This window comes from Furfurilactobacillus cerevisiae (assembly GCF_048961765.1).
In the GTDB taxonomy this organism is placed as follows: domain Bacteria; phylum Bacillota; class Bacilli; order Lactobacillales; family Lactobacillaceae; genus Furfurilactobacillus; species Furfurilactobacillus milii_A.
Genome location: NZ_CP185253.1, coordinates 946,965 through 965,895, shown reverse-complemented (window position 1 = coordinate 965,895; position 18,931 = coordinate 946,965). Strand labels below are relative to the sequence as shown.

Annotated in this window: 12 protein-coding genes, 3 tRNA genes and 2 rRNA genes; 1 reads left to right on the top strand and 16 read right to left on the bottom strand. The window is 44.4% G+C overall.

Annotated elements, in window-relative coordinates; all coding sequences use genetic code 11:
* Positions 1 to 22: 22 nt before the first annotated feature.
* From ABUE36_RS04520 to ABUE36_RS04480, 9 genes are all read right to left on the bottom strand, one after another.
* Positions 23 to 1,501 carry a nicotinate phosphoribosyltransferase gene (locus ABUE36_RS04520; protein ID WP_161002838.1) on the bottom strand — a complete coding sequence of 493 codons (1,479 nt, stop codon included), beginning with the start codon at positions 1,499 to 1,501 and terminating at the stop codon, positions 23 to 25.
* A gap of 216 nt (positions 1,502 to 1,717) precedes the next feature.
* A complete protein-coding gene (locus ABUE36_RS04515) occupies positions 1,718 to 2,419 on the bottom strand; it encodes a GntR family transcriptional regulator (protein WP_017262591.1) in 702 nt (233 codons plus the stop codon).
* Between the two features lie 56 nt (positions 2,420 to 2,475).
* Positions 2,476 to 3,609, bottom strand: coding sequence for an N-acetylglucosamine-6-phosphate deacetylase (gene nagA / locus ABUE36_RS04510; RefSeq protein ID WP_017262590.1), 1,134 nt, complete (start codon positions 3,607 to 3,609; stop codon positions 2,476 to 2,478).
* A gap of 126 nt (positions 3,610 to 3,735) precedes the next feature.
* On the bottom strand, positions 3,736 to 4,530 hold the full coding sequence (gene proC, locus ABUE36_RS04505) for a pyrroline-5-carboxylate reductase (RefSeq protein ID WP_421017237.1): 795 nt from the start codon (positions 4,528 to 4,530) through the stop codon (positions 3,736 to 3,738).
* A gap of 335 nt (positions 4,531 to 4,865) precedes the next feature.
* Positions 4,866 to 5,375, bottom strand: a complete 510-nt coding sequence (locus ABUE36_RS04500) for a methylated-DNA--[protein]-cysteine S-methyltransferase (RefSeq protein WP_161000998.1) — start codon at positions 5,373 to 5,375, stop codon at positions 4,866 to 4,868.
* Between the two features lie 15 nt (positions 5,376 to 5,390).
* On the bottom strand, positions 5,391 to 7,382 hold the full coding sequence (locus tag ABUE36_RS04495; RefSeq protein ID WP_421017236.1) for an alpha/beta hydrolase family protein: 1,992 nt from the start codon (positions 7,380 to 7,382) through the stop codon (positions 5,391 to 5,393).
* A gap of 109 nt (positions 7,383 to 7,491) precedes the next feature.
* A complete protein-coding gene (locus ABUE36_RS04490) occupies positions 7,492 to 8,829 on the bottom strand; it encodes a replication-associated recombination protein A (protein WP_161000996.1) in 1,338 nt (445 codons plus the stop codon).
* 115 nt (positions 8,830 to 8,944) lie between these two features.
* Positions 8,945 to 9,016: transfer RNA gene (locus ABUE36_RS04485), tRNA-Gln, on the bottom strand.
* Positions 9,017 to 9,021: 5 nt separating this feature from the next.
* Positions 9,022 to 9,102 (bottom strand) — tRNA-Tyr (locus ABUE36_RS04480).
* A gap of 121 nt (positions 9,103 to 9,223) precedes the next feature.
* On the opposite strand from ABUE36_RS04480, the gene ABUE36_RS04475 reads away from it, so the two are divergent.
* Complete coding sequence (locus tag ABUE36_RS04475; protein WP_011373852.1) at positions 9,224 to 10,144, top strand: IS30-like element ISLsa1 family transposase; 921 nt, start codon at positions 9,224 to 9,226, stop codon at positions 10,142 to 10,144.
* 55 nt (positions 10,145 to 10,199) lie between these two features.
* On the opposite strand, the gene ABUE36_RS04470 is transcribed toward ABUE36_RS04475, so the two are convergent.
* The 7 genes from ABUE36_RS04470 to ABUE36_RS04440 all read right to left on the bottom strand — a co-directional run bounded on the left by ABUE36_RS04470 (position 10,200) and on the right by ABUE36_RS04440 (position 18,849).
* Complete coding sequence (locus ABUE36_RS04470; protein ID WP_421017235.1) at positions 10,200 to 11,030, bottom strand: metallophosphoesterase; 831 nt, start codon at positions 11,028 to 11,030, stop codon at positions 10,200 to 10,202.
* A gap of 88 nt (positions 11,031 to 11,118) precedes the next feature.
* On the bottom strand, positions 11,119 to 12,600 hold the full coding sequence (locus ABUE36_RS04465) for a peptide MFS transporter (protein ID WP_161000994.1): 1,482 nt from the start codon (positions 12,598 to 12,600) through the stop codon (positions 11,119 to 11,121).
* 319 nt (positions 12,601 to 12,919) lie between these two features.
* Positions 12,920 to 14,185, bottom strand: a complete 1,266-nt coding sequence (locus ABUE36_RS04460; RefSeq protein WP_421016744.1) for an ISL3 family transposase — start codon at positions 14,183 to 14,185, stop codon at positions 12,920 to 12,922.
* Between the two features lie 99 nt (positions 14,186 to 14,284).
* On the bottom strand, positions 14,285 to 15,214 hold the full coding sequence (locus ABUE36_RS04455) for an IS30-like element ISLpl1 family transposase (RefSeq protein ID WP_096109805.1): 930 nt from the start codon (positions 15,212 to 15,214) through the stop codon (positions 14,285 to 14,287).
* 309 nt (positions 15,215 to 15,523) lie between these two features.
* Positions 15,524 to 15,596, bottom strand: a tRNA-Thr gene (locus ABUE36_RS04450).
* A 152-nt stretch (positions 15,597 to 15,748) separates the two neighbouring features.
* A 5S ribosomal RNA gene (gene rrf, locus ABUE36_RS04445) occupies positions 15,749 to 15,865 on the bottom strand.
* Positions 15,866 to 15,929: 64 nt separating this feature from the next.
* Positions 15,930 to 18,849: ribosomal RNA gene (locus ABUE36_RS04440) — 23S ribosomal RNA — on the bottom strand.
* Positions 18,850 to 18,931 lie beyond the last annotated feature (82 nt).

Here is an 18,931-nt window from a genome sequence, read left to right as displayed (position 1 = left end):
ACTACTGAATTAGATGGATAGCCTAGGACTGTCCGTCAAACTTTAATTCACTGACATAACTGTGAACTTGCTTAATAATATTTTGTTTGTGATCCCACAGTTTTTGCGATAAATCAACAGGATAAATTTGTGGATTCAGATCCCGTTTGTATTCATCCCACAAAGAAGCTAGCTGGTCTGCAGCAAACTGTTTAATCGTTTGTAACTCAGGCAACTCATAAACTTGCTTGCCGTTTTCAAAAATCGTCACCAGTACGGGACGCGCGTCAAAGTCCGTCACATCCTTATTGATGTACGTATAGCTTGGGTGGAACATATGCAACCGTGACGCTTCGTCTGGCCGCTCGTCAGATAACGCAACATAATCACCTTCAGATTTACCATCTGCCTTCTTGGTGATCCGCCAAACCTGCTTTTTACCCGGCGTCGATACTTTTTCAGCGTTACTCGACAACTTGATTGTATCAACCATTGTGCCCCGTTCATTTTCAACGGACACCAGTTTGTACACAGCACCGAGTGCAGGCTGGTCAAACGCAGTAATCAGTTTTGTACCCACGCCCCAAACGTCAATCTTAGCGCCCTGCATCTTAAGGTTGGTAATCGTCTTTTCGTCCAAGTCATTCGACGCATAAATTTTAGCATTCGGAAATCCGGCTTCATCAAGTTGTTCACGCACACGTTTTGAAATATATGCCATGTCCCCAGAATCAATACGAACGCCTAAAAAGTTAATCTTATCGCCCATCTCTTTGGCCACGCGAATAGCGTTTGGCACGCCTGAACGTAGTGTGTCATATGTGTCCACAAGAAAGACACAGTCTTTGTGGGAACGAGCGTAAGCCATGAAAGCGTCATAATCGTTACGGTACGTTTGTACCAAGCTGTGGGCATGGGTGCCACTTATTGGAATTCCAAAAATTTTACCAGCGCGCATGTTACTAGTAGCGTCAAATCCACCGATATAAGCAGCACGCGTACCCCAAATGGCGGCGTCCATTTCTTGCGCCCGTCGCGTACCAAACTCCAAGATACCATCGTTGCCAGCCACTGAACGAATGCGGGCAGCTTTTGTAGCAATCAAAGTCTGATAGTTAACGATGTTCAACAAAGCCGTTTCAACGAGTTGACAATCTGCCAACGTCCCTTCTACTTGGACCAGTGGTTCGTTATTAAAAACCAGGTCGCCTTCTTTTGCAGCACGAATCGTTCCTGTGAACTTAAAATTCCGCAGATAGTTTAAAAACTTCTCCGAATATTGTTTTGTGGACGCTAAATACTCTAAGTCAGAATCAGTGAACTGCAGTTGATTAATGTAATCGACAACCCGCTCTAGGCCTGCAAATACAGCATAACCATTGTGAAATGGTAGGTCACGAAAATATAATTCGAACACGGCGTGCCGATCAGCAACTCCATCCTCAAAGTAGGTTTGGACCATATTAACTTCGTATGCATCTGTATGAAGCGTCAGGCTGTCATCTGGATAACGCGTAACCATCGCAATCATTCCCTTTCTGTTTAGACGAATTTTTCTTAACTCTCATATTTTACCATATCTTGTGAATTTCTTTGTTAAATGCCTTCATTGCATCAAAAAACGTGTGCCCACATGACTATTCCCCACAATTTCAACAGACAAAAGAACTACTTTGCTTATCATAATTATGGAAAATAATCGCACAGACACACGTTTAATCATTGTTTTATTACTCAACTAACGTTCCAGGTAGAACTCGAATCGGTTACCGACATACTGGGTCCGCACGTATTCAAACGGCGTACCATCATCAAGGAATGACACCTGACGCAAACGCAGTAATGGATCACTACGTTTAACATTCAAATATTCAGCTACCCGTTCACTGGCTGTCATCGCCGACACCGTTTGCTGAGCGTGACCAACTTTAAGGCCGGCCTCGTCTTCCAGCACGCGGTACAGTGAATTAGTAACATCTTCCTTGCTAAAGCGTCGAATCAATCGTTCAGGCACAGTGGCCACTTCAAAACAGATAGGTTCATCATTGCCGAAACGAATTCGTTCCATTCGCAAAATCTGTTCATTAGGTGCCAGTTGTAATTTTTCACTTTCTGAAAGCGATGGTGTTGTGATGTGATAGGAGACTGTCCGTGAAGATGGCACCTTACCAGCCTGTTCCATTAACTCGGTGAAACTGGTCACACCAGAAACACGCTCTTGCACCTTGCGATTAGCCACATATGTGCCTGCGCCAACACGTCGTTCTAACAGGCCTTCTTCAACTAACGTCTGAACAGCTTGTCGTAAGGTCATTCGACTCACGCCAAACTGAATGGCAAGTTCACGTTCTGAGGGAATCTTATCCCCAACTTGCCACTGACCATCTTCCACGGCTTTCCGTAAACGATTATGAATTTGAATGTAAATTGGTGAGGCCATTTTTTCATCCCTTAGTTTTAGTAAGCCTGGTTGGAACTCAGTTAATTGAAACCTAATTAGTCATCAAAGCGACGACCATAACTGTATGTCCGTTCCAAGTTTTGATTACGATCCATAATGTTAAAATCAGCGTCTTTACCAGCCTGTAAACCACCCTTGCTGGTTAAACCAAATTCGGTAGCTTGGTTAACAGAGGACATTTGAACAGCTTCTTCAATACCGCACCCTGTAAAGTATTGAATGTTGCGGAATGCGTCGTCATAACGCAGCACCGATCCAGCCAAATTACCGGATTCCAGTCGTGCCTGTTTGTCCTTAACAATAACCTTTTGACCACCAAGTTCACTGATCCCTTCAGGCATCCCTTTGGCGCGCATTGAATCAGTGACTAGATCAATGCGTTCAGCACCTTTTTGTTCATAAGCCAACTTGATCATGTCTGGCACAATGTGGAATCCATCACAGATCAATTCACAGTACATGTTGTCTTCCAACATCGCATGGCCAGTAACACCAGGTTCACGGTGCTTAAATTCACGTTGTGCGTTGTACAAATGCGTAACGTGTGTTGCCTTGGAAGCGAGCATTTGCTCACGGGTAGCATTACTGTGACCAACTGATGGCACAATGTTATGACTCAGACAGTATTTTTCGAATTCACGCGAACCAGGATCTTCCGGTGCGTATGTAATCAAACGAACACGGTTCCCTGATAGCTTGTTCCAATTATCGAGCAAGTCAATGTTAGGATCTGAAATATACTTTTCAGGTTGAGCACCCTTATAAGTTGCGGAAATAAATGGTCCTTCAAGATGGATTCCTTGAATAACTGGGTTTTCCTCAGCAGCCTTGGCAATACCTTCCATTGCGTGATTTAAATGTTCGGTAGACTGCGTCATCGTAGTTGGAAACAGTGTCGTGATTCCTTCGTGAACCATATCATTGACCATCTCGTTGATTTGGTCAGGATCGCCGTCCATCGAATCAAAACTGTAGCCACCATGACTGTGAACATCGATAAATCCGGGTACAATCACTTTACCCGTCACAAATTCTACATCGTCGTCTGGTTCAGCGACATAATCGCTCATTGGGCCGACTGCTTCGATAGTTTTGCCAAACCGCAAATAACCATCATCAATCTTTTCTTCACCCGTGTAGATGATCGCATGTTTCAAAACCGTACTCATTGAATCTTCCTCCTCATAAATGTGCCGCTACGCCTTAAACACTGGGGTAGTTAACACGCTCCATTGAAAAAGCTCATTTGGTTACGCTTTCTAGTATAGCTGGTATAGACCACTTTTTCAACGCGTTTATTCTTGATCACGCTTAATTGTGGCATCAATCCCTTTTACTACGGCAGTCATGAACCCAGCTTCTTCCATTGCTAGCAACCCAGCAACAGTTGAACCACCTGGAGAAGAAACTTGATCAATTAAATCAAACGGAATTGTGTCAGATTGAAGCACCATTTTAGCTGAACCTTCAGTTACGGCTGCAGCAATCCGCGTCGCCTCTTTTTTATTAAGACCATGCTTAACGCCGGCACGGGAGAGTGCGTCAATAAAGAAATAGATATAGGCTGGCGAACTACCGGCTAAGGCAGAGAAGGTACTGAAATCTGCTTCTGGTAACACAGTGGTGCTACCAATTGCATCAAACAACCCCTTAGCATCTGCTAACTTGGCGCCCGTTAAATTTTCATTAACAGCTAAAGCTGTCATCCCGGCATCAATGGCCACATTAACGTTTGGCAACGTCCGCAGAATTGGCATATCGTATCCCGCCAGTTCTTCCATTGTTTGTAAAGATAGACCTGCAACAATCGAAATTAATACTTTAGGTCCCTGGTTTAACTCGTCACGTGTCTCTTTTAAAACCTCAGGTGCAATATTCGGCGTTACCGCTAACACAACAAAATCACTATCTTGAACGACCGCCGCATTACTATCTGCCATCCGCACACCTGTTGATGATGCAAATGCCTGATAGTGCGCCTTATGAGCGCTGTGCACAATGATATCTGAAGGTGCCACTGCATCTGCGGCAATCAATCCTTTGATAATCGCTTGAGCCATACCGCCAACACCAATAAATCCGAGTTGCATGAACCGTCTCTCCCCGCATCTGTTTTTAACATACCGCATCTTTATAACCACTGTCACAAAAAATGCAGATAATGTCATATCTGATTAGAATGTAACTGATATAGACCAATAATGCAACTACGAGTCACTAAAAAATAATTTTCCATCTAAACGAGTGGTCAAAAAGAACGTAGTCAAAATTGGCCTTCCAATCTAACGACTGCGTTCTTTGTAACTAACAACGGAGATCCTATTACACAACGATTTGAATAGATTCAAATGTCACTGTGTAGTAATAGTTTTCGTTTCTTAAATAATTTTGTTCAAAAAATAAGATTAACGCTGCACGCCTTAAACTATGCAGTACGTTCAAGTGCTAATATCTGCCGTTTCATCGTTAGACCACCGCGATAACCACCCAATCCGCCGTCCTTACGTAAAACCCGATGGCATGGTGTTACAATCAGTACCGGATTTTTTGCAATTGCCGTCGCAACTGCGCGAATCGCTGACGGCTGACCGATATTAGCAGCAATGGTCGTATAATCACAGGTCATCCCATAAGGAATTAGTACCAATGCATCCCAAACGGCTTGTTGAAGACGTGTACCGGTGCCAAAATGGTCAATCGGCAAATCAAAATCATGGCGCTTACCCTCAAAGTAATCGCTAATTTGCTGCCGATACTTCAACGTTTTTTGGCCATCAGTGATTGCCTGATCAACTGCATCCACATTGTTTAAATAGCTCTTTGCCTCGCTTAACGGAGCATTGGGTGAACCAACAAAAACTAAGCCTTTGTCGGAAACTAATAACTGTAACTGACCAACACTGGTATCAACGACATCATGATATAACTGGGCCATAGTTATCCTCCTAGTTTATTGATGAGTAGCAAACCAATCGTGAATTCGTTGCATGCGTTCAATTCGAAAACGTGGCTTACCTATTCGCGACAGATCGTGGTTTTCGCCAGGAAAACGAACCATCTTCGTTTCAACACCATTTAGTTTTAACGATGTGTACCACTCTTCGCCTTGACCAATTGGACAACGAAAATCCTGTTCGCTGTGAAGAATTAACGTAGGTGTCGACACATTGGCCACGTACTTCAGTGGCGATGCATTCCACAGTGGCGTTAAATCAGTAGCTTTCATCGTTCGCTCACCGGTGAGTTCCCACGGCAGGAAATAATATCCGATATCACTCGTCCCATACATACTAATCCAATCAGCAATGGAACGCGCTGTTACCGCAGCTTTAAAACGATTCGTGTGACCCTCAATCCAGTTGGTCATAAAACCACCGTATGAACCACCAGTAACATACAATCGATTTTGATCAATTTTAGGATCAAGTTCTAATACGTGATCTAAGCCATTCATTAAGTCAGCATAATCGCCCTCGCCATAATGACCAATGACGCCAAGCTGGAATTCCTGTCCATAGCTGGTCGAACCACGTGGATTAATGGCAATCACACCATAGCCTTCACTGGCATGAAATTGTAATTCATGAAAGAAGGTTTCCCCATAATTAGCACCGGGGCCACCGTGAATATAGAGAATCACTGGATAATTTGTTTTTGCCTGCGCATCAATTGGCGGCAAATACCAGCCTGGTACTTGCACATCGTCATCGCTGGTAAATGTAAACCGAAGTGGCTCTACTAATTGGTGCGTCGTTTCATAATGATGATTAGGATCAGTCAAGTCTCGTTCCTTGCCATCCTTCAATGCAATCGCTGAAAGTTTAGCAACCGTCGTCCAAGCAGACTGAGTGAAGAAAACTTCACCATGGTCTGCAGAAATTGTAAAATCAGTGACATGCCGCGGCCCTGATACGAGTTCTTGATGATCACTGAGTGAATCACCCAACGTGGCCATCATGAGCCGTAACGTCCCATGTAATAACTGAGTATAAACATATTGTTGATCACTAACAAACGCTGCTACACGACCACTAAGGTTTTGTTGGAAATCAGCATTCATAATCATGTCGCCGACCACAACATCTTTATCCGGTGTTAGATCAGTTAGCTGTTGATCTTTGAAATGATAATCGTATAAATGTGAAGCAGAGATATTAGGAATCTCATTCGTTGTGCCCCAAAGCAATAAATCAGTGTCACTCTCATTGAATCCAACTGGACTAAGCGAAGCCGCCAGCAAACTGCCAGTCAAAACGATTTTTACACCAGTTTCAGTATCTAACGCATATGTCAGTTCGCTAAAATCATTGTCATCTTCTGGCTTTCCAGCTGTTGAATAGGTCAACAACCTACCATCGTGAGATAGTGGACCCATGGAAAACTTTTCCGGATTTTCAAAGATCTCTGTAGCTGTTTTATGACCAATGATTTGCTTCTTGATGACATAGCGTTCGTCCTCAGCAAAATAGCCGAGATCATTATCTTTATAAATTGTTTTAGTATAACTGATTGTTTGTGGTCGTTTAGGATCTGTTTTAACTGGCCGCTTGCCATCTTTCTTAGGTGCGCTTTGATAATATACGACTTGATGTTTGGCATCCCATTTATAAGCACTGACACCAAACTCATCAAACGTTATTTGAACTGGCGAGCCACCAGTTAATGATTGTGCAAAAACCTGTCGCTGATGATTCGCATCTTCGCTGGTAAACGTCAGTACGCGCTGATCATCACTGATTGCTAGCGCGTTATCCTTGCCAGACAATGTTCCCCACGTTGTCGTTGCGTGCGTATGTAAATCAAACCGTTGGATAGATGTTGCATAATCGTCTTCCTGTTCACGCATCTGCGTTTGCAAGAAAAAGACTGCATCTGGTGTCGCAACGGGTTGTGCAAGTGAAACTAACTTATACAAATCTGTGACCGCTACTGGTTGAACCATATAATCGCCTCATTTTCTTATTGGTTACACTTGCAGTTATTATAGTGCTTTTAAGTCATTAACCAAACATATTAGATTACTTAAACTGCGAACAATTAGTACTATCTGGCTAATCATTTTGATGATCATCGTGTTCGGCATGCCACTCCCGAATCTGGGCCAAACGCTCAGCAAACTTCTTTTCAGAACCTTGGGTGGTGGGCTGATAATAAACGTGGCCAACCAAGTTGTCTGGCATCGTCTGTAATGTTGTCAGCTTATCCTTCGTATCGTGAGCATACTGATAGCCCTCACCATAATGTAAGTCAGCCATTAACTTGGTTGGCTCATTGCGGATCTGTAGAGGAACTGGTTCAGCCATAGAATGCAAAGCATCGTGTTTAGCAGCTGAATAAGCCGTATAAATCGCATTAGACTTCGGTGCCATCGACAAATAAACCACCGCCTGAGCCAAATTAACGGTACACTCTGGCATCCCGATTAAATGAGACGCTTGATAAGCGGCCACCGCAATTTCCAAGGCCCGTGAATCAGCTAGTCCAATGTCTTCACTAGCAAATCGAATGAGGCGACGGGCCACGTACAGTGGATCTTCACCACCCTCCAACATGCGTGACAACCAGTAAAGTGCGGCATCCGCATCCGAGTTCCGCATTGATTTATGCAATGCGGAAATAATGTTGTAGTGTTCTTCACCCTTTTTGTCATACATTAGGGATTTTCGCGATACTAATTGAGCGACATCGTCTTGATCGACCGTTGTTACTTCACCCACTTGCTGCCCATTCAACACAGCCATTTCTAGCGTGTTTAGGGCTACCCGGGCATCCCCGTTGGCAAAGTCCGCAATCGCCGCAATCGTTTGATCACTAATATGAATGTTTTGTTTGCCAAAGCCACGATCGTCGTGAAGCGCCTGATTTAGCAATTGAATTAAATCGTCGTGCGTTAGAGGCTGGAGCACAAAAACCTTGGTCCTGGACAACAGCGCCGAATTGATTTCAAATGATGGATTTTCTGTTGTCGCACCAATCAGGGTGATGCTTCCCTTTTCAACAAATGGCAAGAAAGCATCTTGTTGTGCCTTGTTAAACCGATGAATTTCATCTACAAACACAATTGTGCGTTCGCCAATTTGTCGGTTTCCTTCCGCTTCTTCCATAACCTGACGGATTTCTTTGATGCCACTTGTGACCGCACTGAAGTTTATAAAGCGAGCCTGCGTTTTATTCGCAATAATCCTTGCCAAAGTTGTTTTTCCAACACCCGGTGGTCCCCAAAAAATCAGCGAAGAAACGGCGTCGTCATCAATAAGTTGACGCAACACTTTGCCATGTCCAAGTAACTGTTGTTGCCCAACAAACTCTGCCAGCGTTTGAGGACGCATCCTGCTTGCTAATGGTTGATTTGCGTCATTTTGATCAAAAAGTGATGTTTGTTCTGTCATAATTTATCCTTTTTTCAAACGTATGTTCGCATATAAGAATACCATAGTTATCCCTACAACGTAAAGAAGCAGGCATCACCTTTAACGGTAATACCTGCTTCCTTAATTTTTATAATTGGGATAGCTGGATTCGAACCAGCGCATGACGGAGTCAAAGTCCGTTGCCTTACCACTTGGCTATATCCCAATAAATGGCGGAAGTTGGATTCGAACCAACGAACCTTTCGGGGCGGTTTTACAGACCGCTGCGTTTAGCCACTTCGCTATTCCGCCGTTCCTGACAACTTTTTTATTCTGGCAAATTCTATAATTAATCCGAACAGAAATTAAAAAGCCCAAAGTAATCACTTACAATGGTAGTAGCTAATTCCAACCAATATAGGGAGTGATTACTTTGGGTACATCTACTTTATCACGTTTTCAACGTGGCGCACTAGCACAACTGGTCAATGAGGGGAATAAATCTTACCAAGTAATGGCTGACGCCTTAGGCGTCGCCAAAGCTACGATTAGCTATGAGTTGGACCGGGTTAAACCTTATGATCCAGAATTAGCTCAGCAAGATGCAGATCGCAAAAGGCGGAATTGCGGTCGTCGTTCGATGCTGACGGCAGCATTAGCGACTTTAATTACCAATCACTTACGATTAACCTGGTCACCAGAAACCATTGCGGCCGCTTATAACTTGAGCACTGCGTCAATTTATAATTGGCTTAATCGTGGCTGGCTCCCCTTCAAATTGACTGATCTACCCAATCGGAATGTCCGCCAGCACCGAGTGAGCGAAAATCGTGGGAAATTTACAAGTGGGACTTCCATCGAACAACGGCCAACAACTGTTAATCAACGATTAGCTTTTGGTCATTGGGAAGTAGATACGGTGCTTTCTAGTCGAAGTGAGTCACGATCATGTCTGGTTACATTCGTAGAACGTAAGACCCGACTTCTATGGGCCATCAAAGCCCCTAATAGAACGGCTAAGGCTCTAAACACCGCCTTTGGCAAGTTTATGGGGGCCTTCGGTCCCCAAGTAAAATCCATTACTGTTGATCATGGTAAAGAGTTTGCCAATTATCAGGCCTTAGAACAGGATTATCAGATCAAAGTTTATTTTTGCCATCCATATTCACCATGGGAGCGAGGTTCCAATGAATATTTTAATAGACGGTTACGCTGGTTCTTCCCGAAAAAGACCAATTTTAGCCAAGTAACGACTGATGAGATCCTAGCAGCACTTGAACTAATTAATCAACGACCATTAAAAATACATCATCAACAGACTGCCATTGAAAGATTCCGGGCTTGTTCGGATTAAACTTGTAATTTGCCTTCTAACGAAAATTTCCATTGAATTCAAGCGTAATCAGGAATTATTGTAAGTTCAAAATTCTTAGTCGCGTTTGCCATTCACTCATAAAATCAGCATGACGCCATTCTTGCAAACGGTGCGTGTTGTAGCCGACAGACTGATTAAAGTAGGTCACATGGTCAAAGGTTCGCGGCTCAGGTTTAATGTGCAGATGACCAAACTGCGCATAAACAACGTGTCCTTTGGTCAAGACATCGCCAAGACGACGACTACCATACATTGCGTTTGCCATGTTCCAAAAACGATTGTCATCCGTAATCCGCGTATATTCAGCTCGTGGCACGAAATGCGTGACGTACAAAACACGTTTGTTAGCTACTGTAGCATCCAAAAGTTGGTTGGTAGTCTGCTGTAAGACCACATCTTCTCTTTCCGGATCCGTCATTAGTTGCTTGATGACACCATCAAACCAATAAGCGCGTTTCCATTGAGCAAAGTCGGCGACAGAGCGTTCGTTAAACAACTGGCTGGCAAAGGTATAGTCATACCACCCGTTATTGCCGACAATCCGCCAATCAGTCCCCGGAATATCCACAAACTGATTGTGCAGATAATGTGCGTTAATCCTGGTTTCAAGCTCTGCATACGTTACCCCGGCAGCCATATCGTGATTGCCAGCCAAAAAGTAAACTTCCGTTTGACTGCCAAGTTCATGCTGTAACGCATCAACATAGTGCACGGTCTTCGTAAAGTCATTAAAGGTATCGCCTGCAATAATGTAATAGTTTACCTTTAAGTCGGCTAATACTTGAGCCTGATGTTTCAACAGTTCATTACTATCCAGTTGATTAACGTCGAAGTGATTATCACTGGTCAGGGCCACACGTACCATCGTTTATCTTCACCTTCTAAAAAAAATGTGCTCAACAGCTGTTGAGCACATTTTAGCACAAACTTATTTATGATTACGTTTTAGACTCTTAGTCCTGGGCAATCTCGACGTCCTTCATAAGGCCAAAGATTGGCTTACGGAAGGCAAACAGTACAACCCCCAAAACAACACTGACAGCCCCAACAATCAAGAAGTAGGAAACTTCTGTATCACTCGTGTAGAAACGAACGATTTGTGCGTTGACAGCTTGACCAGCAGCATCAGCCAAGAACCACATACTCATCATCTGTGAACGGAAGGCATTTGGTGCTAACCGAGTTGTAACAGACAGTCCGATTGGTGAAATCAACAGTTCAGCGATTTCAACAATCGCCCAGCTTCCGATCAACCACAGGATTGAAACACGGCCAGAAGTACCTTCAAGCCAGCCAGGTAGAGCCATGAACAGGTATGAAATACCAGCAATTACCAGTCCATATGCAAACTTAGTCGTCGTGCTAGGCTGACGTTTGCCCAACTTTGTCCATAAAATGGCAAAGAATGGTGTATATAGCATAATAAATGCAGGGTTAAGTGACTGGAAGTACGCAGCTGGCATTGTCCAACCACCAATCTGCAAGTTAGTCCGTTGTTGTGCAAACAGTGCCAAGACAACAGAGCCTTGTTCTTCAATAGCCCAGAATAACATTGCAGCAATGAACAGCGGAATGTACGCAACCACGTGGCGACGTTCGTTCTTCGTCACCTTGCGACTCGACAACATGATAATGAAGTAAACCACCGGCGTTGCAACGGCAATAATACTAATCAACAAAATGACATTCTTAAGGTTCAATGCGTCCATTAACTTCATTAAAACAAGCACTAGAATCAATGCAACGACGCCGAGTCCCCAACGAACAGCCAATGGCTTGATGTCATCACGTTCGATTGGATCTGATGGATACAAACCATCTTTACTTAGGTACTTACGACCATCGATCCAGTACTGCATCAGTCCAAAGAACATCCCAATAGCAGCCAAGGAGAAACCCAGATGGAAGTTAACCTTTTCACCTAAGGTCCCAACAATATATGGTGAGAATAAACTCCCCATGTTGATCCCGAAGACGAAAATGTTAAATCCAGCATCACGACGACGATCTTCAGTCGTGTATAAAGCACCGACCATTTCTGATACGTTTGGCTTTAACAAACCAGTACCAACAACAATCAACGCAATGGATGCGAATAAAGCCGTTGCGCCAGCTGGGATGGCCAACGCAATGTGTCCAAACATAATCAGGACACCACCCATGAACACTGTGCGACGTGGTCCAAAGACACGGTCACTCAGAAATCCACCAAGTACACTGGATAAGTAAACAAGTGATCCATAGATAGCCATGATGGAACTTGCGGTAGCTTGGCTAAAGCCTAAACCGCCCTTATCAATGGCAAAGTACATGTAGAACAACAGAATGGCACGCATTCCGTAATAACTGAAACGTTCCCACATTTCTGTGAAAAACAGCGTTGCCAACCCACGAGGTTGTCCAAAAAACGCCGTATCGTATTTCTTGTTTTCCAAAAGAATCCTCCTAATTTATCCCCCAATAGCAGCCCGAAGGCCATGACTTTTCGGGGATTCTTAATACTCTAAATATTCAGTTGTAGTTCCCCGTTTAAAAAAACGATAAAACAATTATAGCGGTTATAAATGGCGATAGTCAAACCTTCTTTTAATTTATTCGCCATTTTTAGGCGAATAATTCTAATCTTTTAACCATCTTCAAGTGTTTTTCTCATGTTTAAGTGGCAGAATGCGAAGAAGCCTTGTTGTCGGCGTGTTGCACATTTTTTTATTCTCTGTCAACTGTTGTTGGTAACGACCATAATGCACTCAATCATTATTTGATGATTGGGTGTTTTGTTTTTGTCCTTAACATAACAAGGACGCGCAAACGGAAATTCTTAAATCTCGTGTAGCCATAGTCAGATCTTTTAAGGACTTTGATTCGATTATTCGTTCCTTCCAAAGGACCATTGGAGTAATCTTTGTGCCTCAAGGTGTTTTCAATGTAGTCAGGATGCTCACGAATATAAGTTAAGCACGTCTCAAAGGTTTCAGGTGCACCAACGGAATCGGCCAAGGCATTGCGTAATTCTTCGACATCATGTGTCCTGACGGCCCCACACAAACGCTGTGCGTAGGCGTAGACTTGTGCCAATTCAGGACTTAAGCTCAGTAAATTATCAATAACGTCAACTTCGGTAGTGAAGTATTTAAACTGGGAAAAGCGGTGAAAGTTCTTATAATCCAGGTTTGCGGCCGGCTTGAGTAATAATTTCCAATATTTTTTGAGGGCTTTATACTCGCGCGATGATGTCGCAAATTGTTTCATCACTTCAATACGGGTCTTATTTAAGCCACGTTGAATGGCATTAATGATGTGAAATCGGTCAATGATCACAATCGCATTGGGAAAGATTTCTTCCGTCAATTGTGGATAGGTATAGTTCATGTCTGTCACTAGGAAACGAACTTGATTCCGGACTTCAAGGTCATAACGTTTAAAATAACGCGTCAGAGCTGGTAAGGTTCGGACGTCAAGAATGTCTCGAAGCAGCTGGTGGTCACCGTCCATCAGAACACAGCTCATCGAACCTTGGGCATCCTTGGTACTCTTGATTTCATCGATGTGGAGAGCAGCTGGAAGATGGTGATAGTCTGTTTTAAAATCGGATGAAAAATGATTCAACACTCGCGAAACGAAGTTTGGCGAGGTGTTCAGTTCTTGTGCAATATGTTTCATTGAGACGGATTCGTTTAGCTTCGATAAACAAGCCTGATGCGTATTGTAAGATATTGAGCAGTTACGCTTAACGATACTTGTGTGAGCCAAAAAGTGTCCACGACATGCGTGACACTCATAGTATTGTTTACGTAAATGCATGACGACAGCCCATTCACCCGTTTTTGGTAAGCGAACATGAACCGTTCGCCAGCCATATTTAATAATCGAGTGTTGATTCAACACGCCACATTCTGAACAGGCCTTAGGGACATAGGTTAGGTGAGCCTTTACCTGCATTGCCTGGTCATCACGGACAACCTCATCAATAAAAACATTTTTATCTTCAATATTGAGCAGAACTTTAGTAGAATCAGACATGGGATATCGCCGCTTTCTTATATTATCTTGAAACTTGGTCGTGGAAGGATAAAGCAATGTCGATATCCTTTTTTCGTGTCAACATGGTAGATTGCAAATTTAATCCGAATTTTTGGACAAATTGGTCAGCATAACCTGATACGGTGTTTTCCAGTCAAGTATTTTAAGCGGTCTCTGGTTAATTTGGAGTAACGTCGTCGTTAAATCTTGAGCACTAATGTGCTCAAAACGAGTCCCCTTAGGATAAAAATAACGTAAATTCCGATTAAAGCGTTCATTACTACCACGTTCAGCTGGCGTATAAGCATGACAGTAATAGGTCTTAATACCATATTGTGATTCAAATGATACTAGCCCACTAAACTCAGTACCACGGTCCACAGTAAAACTGTGCACCGGTCCATTAAAAGTTGTTAGGAACTTAGTCAGTGCTTCATTAACACTCGCTGTCGTTCGGTCCTTTAACCGATATGCCCAAAGGAACCGTGATTTGCGATCGATTAAAGTTAATAAAACTGCCTTACTATGCCCACGAGGGCCAACGACGGTATCTAGTTCAAAATCACCGATGCGATTACGTTGATTAATCATCATGGGACGCTGTTCAATCGATCGCCCCAAAGATTGATTATATTTGGATCGTTGGTCAACGTTACGCCGTTGGCGTACGCCATGTTCAGGTAGATCATTCAAGGAGAAACCAATTCTCCCCTGATTTAGCCAATTATAAATAGATTTAGTCGCTAGTTTAAATTCGTGAGCAATCATTCCTGGTGACCAGCTTAGATGTAAATGGTTGAGAATTGTTTGCTTTAACTCATCGCTCAGCTTAGTTTTCCGACCACATCGTGATCGCTTGTATTCGGCATCTGTTTGTGCTAATTCAGCCTGATAAGGTTGACATCGAGATAATTCATAAGAAATTGTTGACGGTGATCGGTTCAGCCGAACGCCCATTTGGATATTGGACAGCCCTAGTTCACAAAAGGTTTCGATTTTAATTCGTTCGGAATAGGTTATACTAGACAAAAGATCAGCTCCTAAAAGATGGGTTTGTTGTAAACACCATTTTAAAGGAAGCTGATCTTTTTTGTCCGAACAGCGTTCGGATTAATTTTACAATCTACTACATACATAGATTACAGAAAGAAAAATCTGTTGTCGATCATGTCTTGTGACATGACCAACAACAGATATGATAGAACCCATTTTTTGCTTTATGACGCTGACAAACCATTATCTAAGATGCCGACATCACATAAACACGTATTTTCAGATTTAGTCATCAAAAAAACCGTCACAAAATGTGACGGTTTTTTTGATATTCATTCGAATTTATGCCGGATAGGTGACTTGAACACCTGACCCTCGGTTTACGATACCGATGCTCTACCAACTGAGCTAATCCGGCAAATAGCACATCTTTTAGTATAACGGACTTTTTCACTGGCTTCAAGGCCTAATCAACGCCTAGTTACCATTTCTTGCTGAAAGGCGCCATGCCTTAATGAAGCGCCTTTCAAGACACAAAAAAACGCCAATCATCAGATTGACGTTTCAGTCGCATGGCGACGACCTACCCTCGCAGGGAGCGATCCCCCAACTACTCTTGGCGCGACGAAGCTTAACTTCCGTGTTCGGCATGGGAACGGGTGTATCCTTCGTGCCATCATCACCACACTCTGAGCGTTATCCACTCAAAACTGAATCATGATCTTCTTTTCTTTAACCGGACCACCACTTCGTGGTTAAGTCCTCGACCGATTAGTACTAGTCCGCTCCATGTGTCGCCACACTTCCACTTCTAGCCTATCTACCTCATCATCTCTGAGGGGTCTTACTTCCATATAGGAATGGGAAATCTCATCTCGAGGCGAGTTTCACACTTAGATGCTTTCAGCGTTTATCTCATCCATACATAGCTACCCAGCGATGCGCCTGGCGGCACAACTGGTACACCAGCGGTATGTCCATCCCGGTCCTCTCGTACTAAGGACAGCTCCTCTCAAATTTCCTGCGCCCGCGACGGATAGGGACCGAACTGTCTCACGACGTTCTGAACCCAGCTCGCGTACCGCTTTAATGGGCGAACAGCCCAACCCTTGGGACCGACTACAGCCCCAGGATGCGATGAGCCGACATCGAGGTGCCAAACCTCCCCGTCGATGTGGACTCTTGGGGGAGATGAGCCTGTTATCCCCAGGGTAGCTTTTATCCGTTGAGCGATGGCCCTTCCATACGGTACCACCGGATCACTAAGCCCGACTTTCGTCCCTGCTCGACCTGTCTGTCTCACAGTCAAGCTCCCTTGTGCCTTTACACTCTACAAATGATTTCCAACCATTTTGAGGGAACCTTTGGGCGCCTCCGTTACCTTTTAGGAGGCGACCGCCCCAGTCAAACTGCCTACCTGACACTGTCTCCCGCCACGCTAAGTGGCGCGGGTTAGAGTGGCCGTATAACAAGGGTAGTATCCCACGGTTGCCTCCTTCGAGACTAGCGTCCCGAGCTCTACGGCTCCTACCTATCCTGTACAAGTTATACAGACACCCAATATCAAGCTACAGTAAAGCTCCATGGGGTCTTTCCGTCCTGTCGCGGGTAACCCGCATCTTCACGGGTAATATAATTTCACCGAGTCTCTCGTTGAGACAGTGCCCAGATCGTTACGCCTTTCATGCGGGTCGGAACTTACCCGACAAGGAATTTCGCTACCTTAGGACCGTTATAGTTACGGCCGCCGTTCACTGGGGCTTCAATTCTGAGCTTCGCTTACGCTAACCCATCCTTTTAACCTTCCAGCACTGGGCAGGCGTCAGCCCCTATACGTCATCTTACGATTTTGCAGAAACCTGTGTTTTTGATAAACAGTCGCCTGGGCCTTTTCACTGCGGCTACACTTGCGTGCAGCACCCCTTATTCCGAAGTTACGGGGTCATTTTGCCGAGTTCCTTAACGAGAGTTCACTCGCTCACCTGAGGATACTCTCCTCGACTACCTGTGTCGGTCTGCGGTACGGGTAATTAAACTCTAACTAGAAGCTTTTCTCGGCAGCGTGACATCAACGACTTCCCTACTTAAATTTCGGTCCTCGTCACAGCTCAATGTTAAAGAAACAAGCATTTAACTCATCTCACACCTCACTGCTTGACCGGACATTTCCAATCGTCCGGATCGTTTAGCCTTCTGCGTCCCTCCATTGTTCAAACAAGTTTAACTAGTACAGGAATCTCAACCTGTTTTCCATCGACTACGCCTTTCGGCCTCGCCTTAGGTCCCGACTAACCCTGGGTGGACGAGCCTTCCCCAGGAAACCTTAGTCATTCGGTGGATCAGATTCTCACTGATCTTTCGCTACTCATACCGGCATTCTCACTTCTATGCGCTCCACCAGTCCTTACGATCTGGCTTCACCGCCCATAGAACGCTCTCCTATCGCGCCACTTACGTGGCACCCACAGTTTCGGTAATATGCTTAGCCCCGGTACATTTTCGGCGCAGAATCACTCGACTAGTGAGCTATTACGCACTCTTTAAATGGTGGCTGCTTCTGAGCCAACATCCTAGTTGTCTGTGCAACTCCACATCCTTTTCCACTTAGCATATATTTAGGGACCTTAACTGGTGATCTGGGCTGTTCCCCTTTCGACGGTGGATCTTATCACTCATCGTCTGACTCCCGGATAACACATCAATCGCATTCGGAGTTTATCTGAATTCAGTAACCCATGACGGGCCCCTAGTTCAAACAGTGCTCTACCTCCATGATGATTCATCCGAGGCTAGCCCTAAAGCTATTTCGGAGAGAACCAGCTATCTCCAAGTTCGTTTGGAATTTCACCACTACCCACACGTCATCCCAGCCTTTTTCAACAGACACGGGTTCGGCCCTCCGGTGCGTATTACCGCACTTTCAGCCTGCACATGGGTAGGTCACCTGGTTTCGGGTTTACTTCAACATACTTAGTCGCCCATTTCAGACTCGCTTTCGCTACGGCTCCGGTCTTTCCACCTTAACCTTGCATGCTAACGTAACTCGCCGGTTCATTCTACAAAAGGCACGCTATCACCCATTAACGGGCTCTAACTACTTGTAGGCACACGGTTTCAGGAACTATTTCACTCCCCTTCCGGGGTGCTTTTCACCTTTCCCTCACGGTACTGGTCCACTATCGGTCACTAGGGAGTATTTAGCCTTACGGGATGGTCCCCGCAAATTCCGACGGAATTTCACGTGCTCCGCCGTACTCAGGATCCTGAACTGAGGGACTTTGATTTCGTCTACGTGGCTCTCACACCCTATGGCGACGTTTCCCAACGTCTTCGACTATCAAGGTCTTTGGTAACTCAAATGTTCAGTCCTACAACCCCAAACTGCAAGCAGCTTGGTTTGGGCTGTTCCCCGTTCGCTCGCCGCTACTTAGGGAATCGATTTTTCTTTCTGCTCCTGTTGCTACTTAGATGTTTCAGTTCACAACGTCTACCTTCAACTAGAGTATGTATTCCCCTAGTGATAATCAGCGGTTAAACTGATTGGGTTTCCCCATTCGGAAATCTCCGGATCAAAGCTTACTTACAGCTCCCCGAAGCATATCGGTGTTAGTCCCGTCCTTCATCGGCTCCTAGTGCCAAGGCATCCACCGTGCGCCCTTTATAACTTAACCTAACAGTTCATACGAACTGCGGTTATGAGTTTAGCGATAAACAATTTAACTTGTTAAAAAACTCAAAAACGCGGTGTTCTCG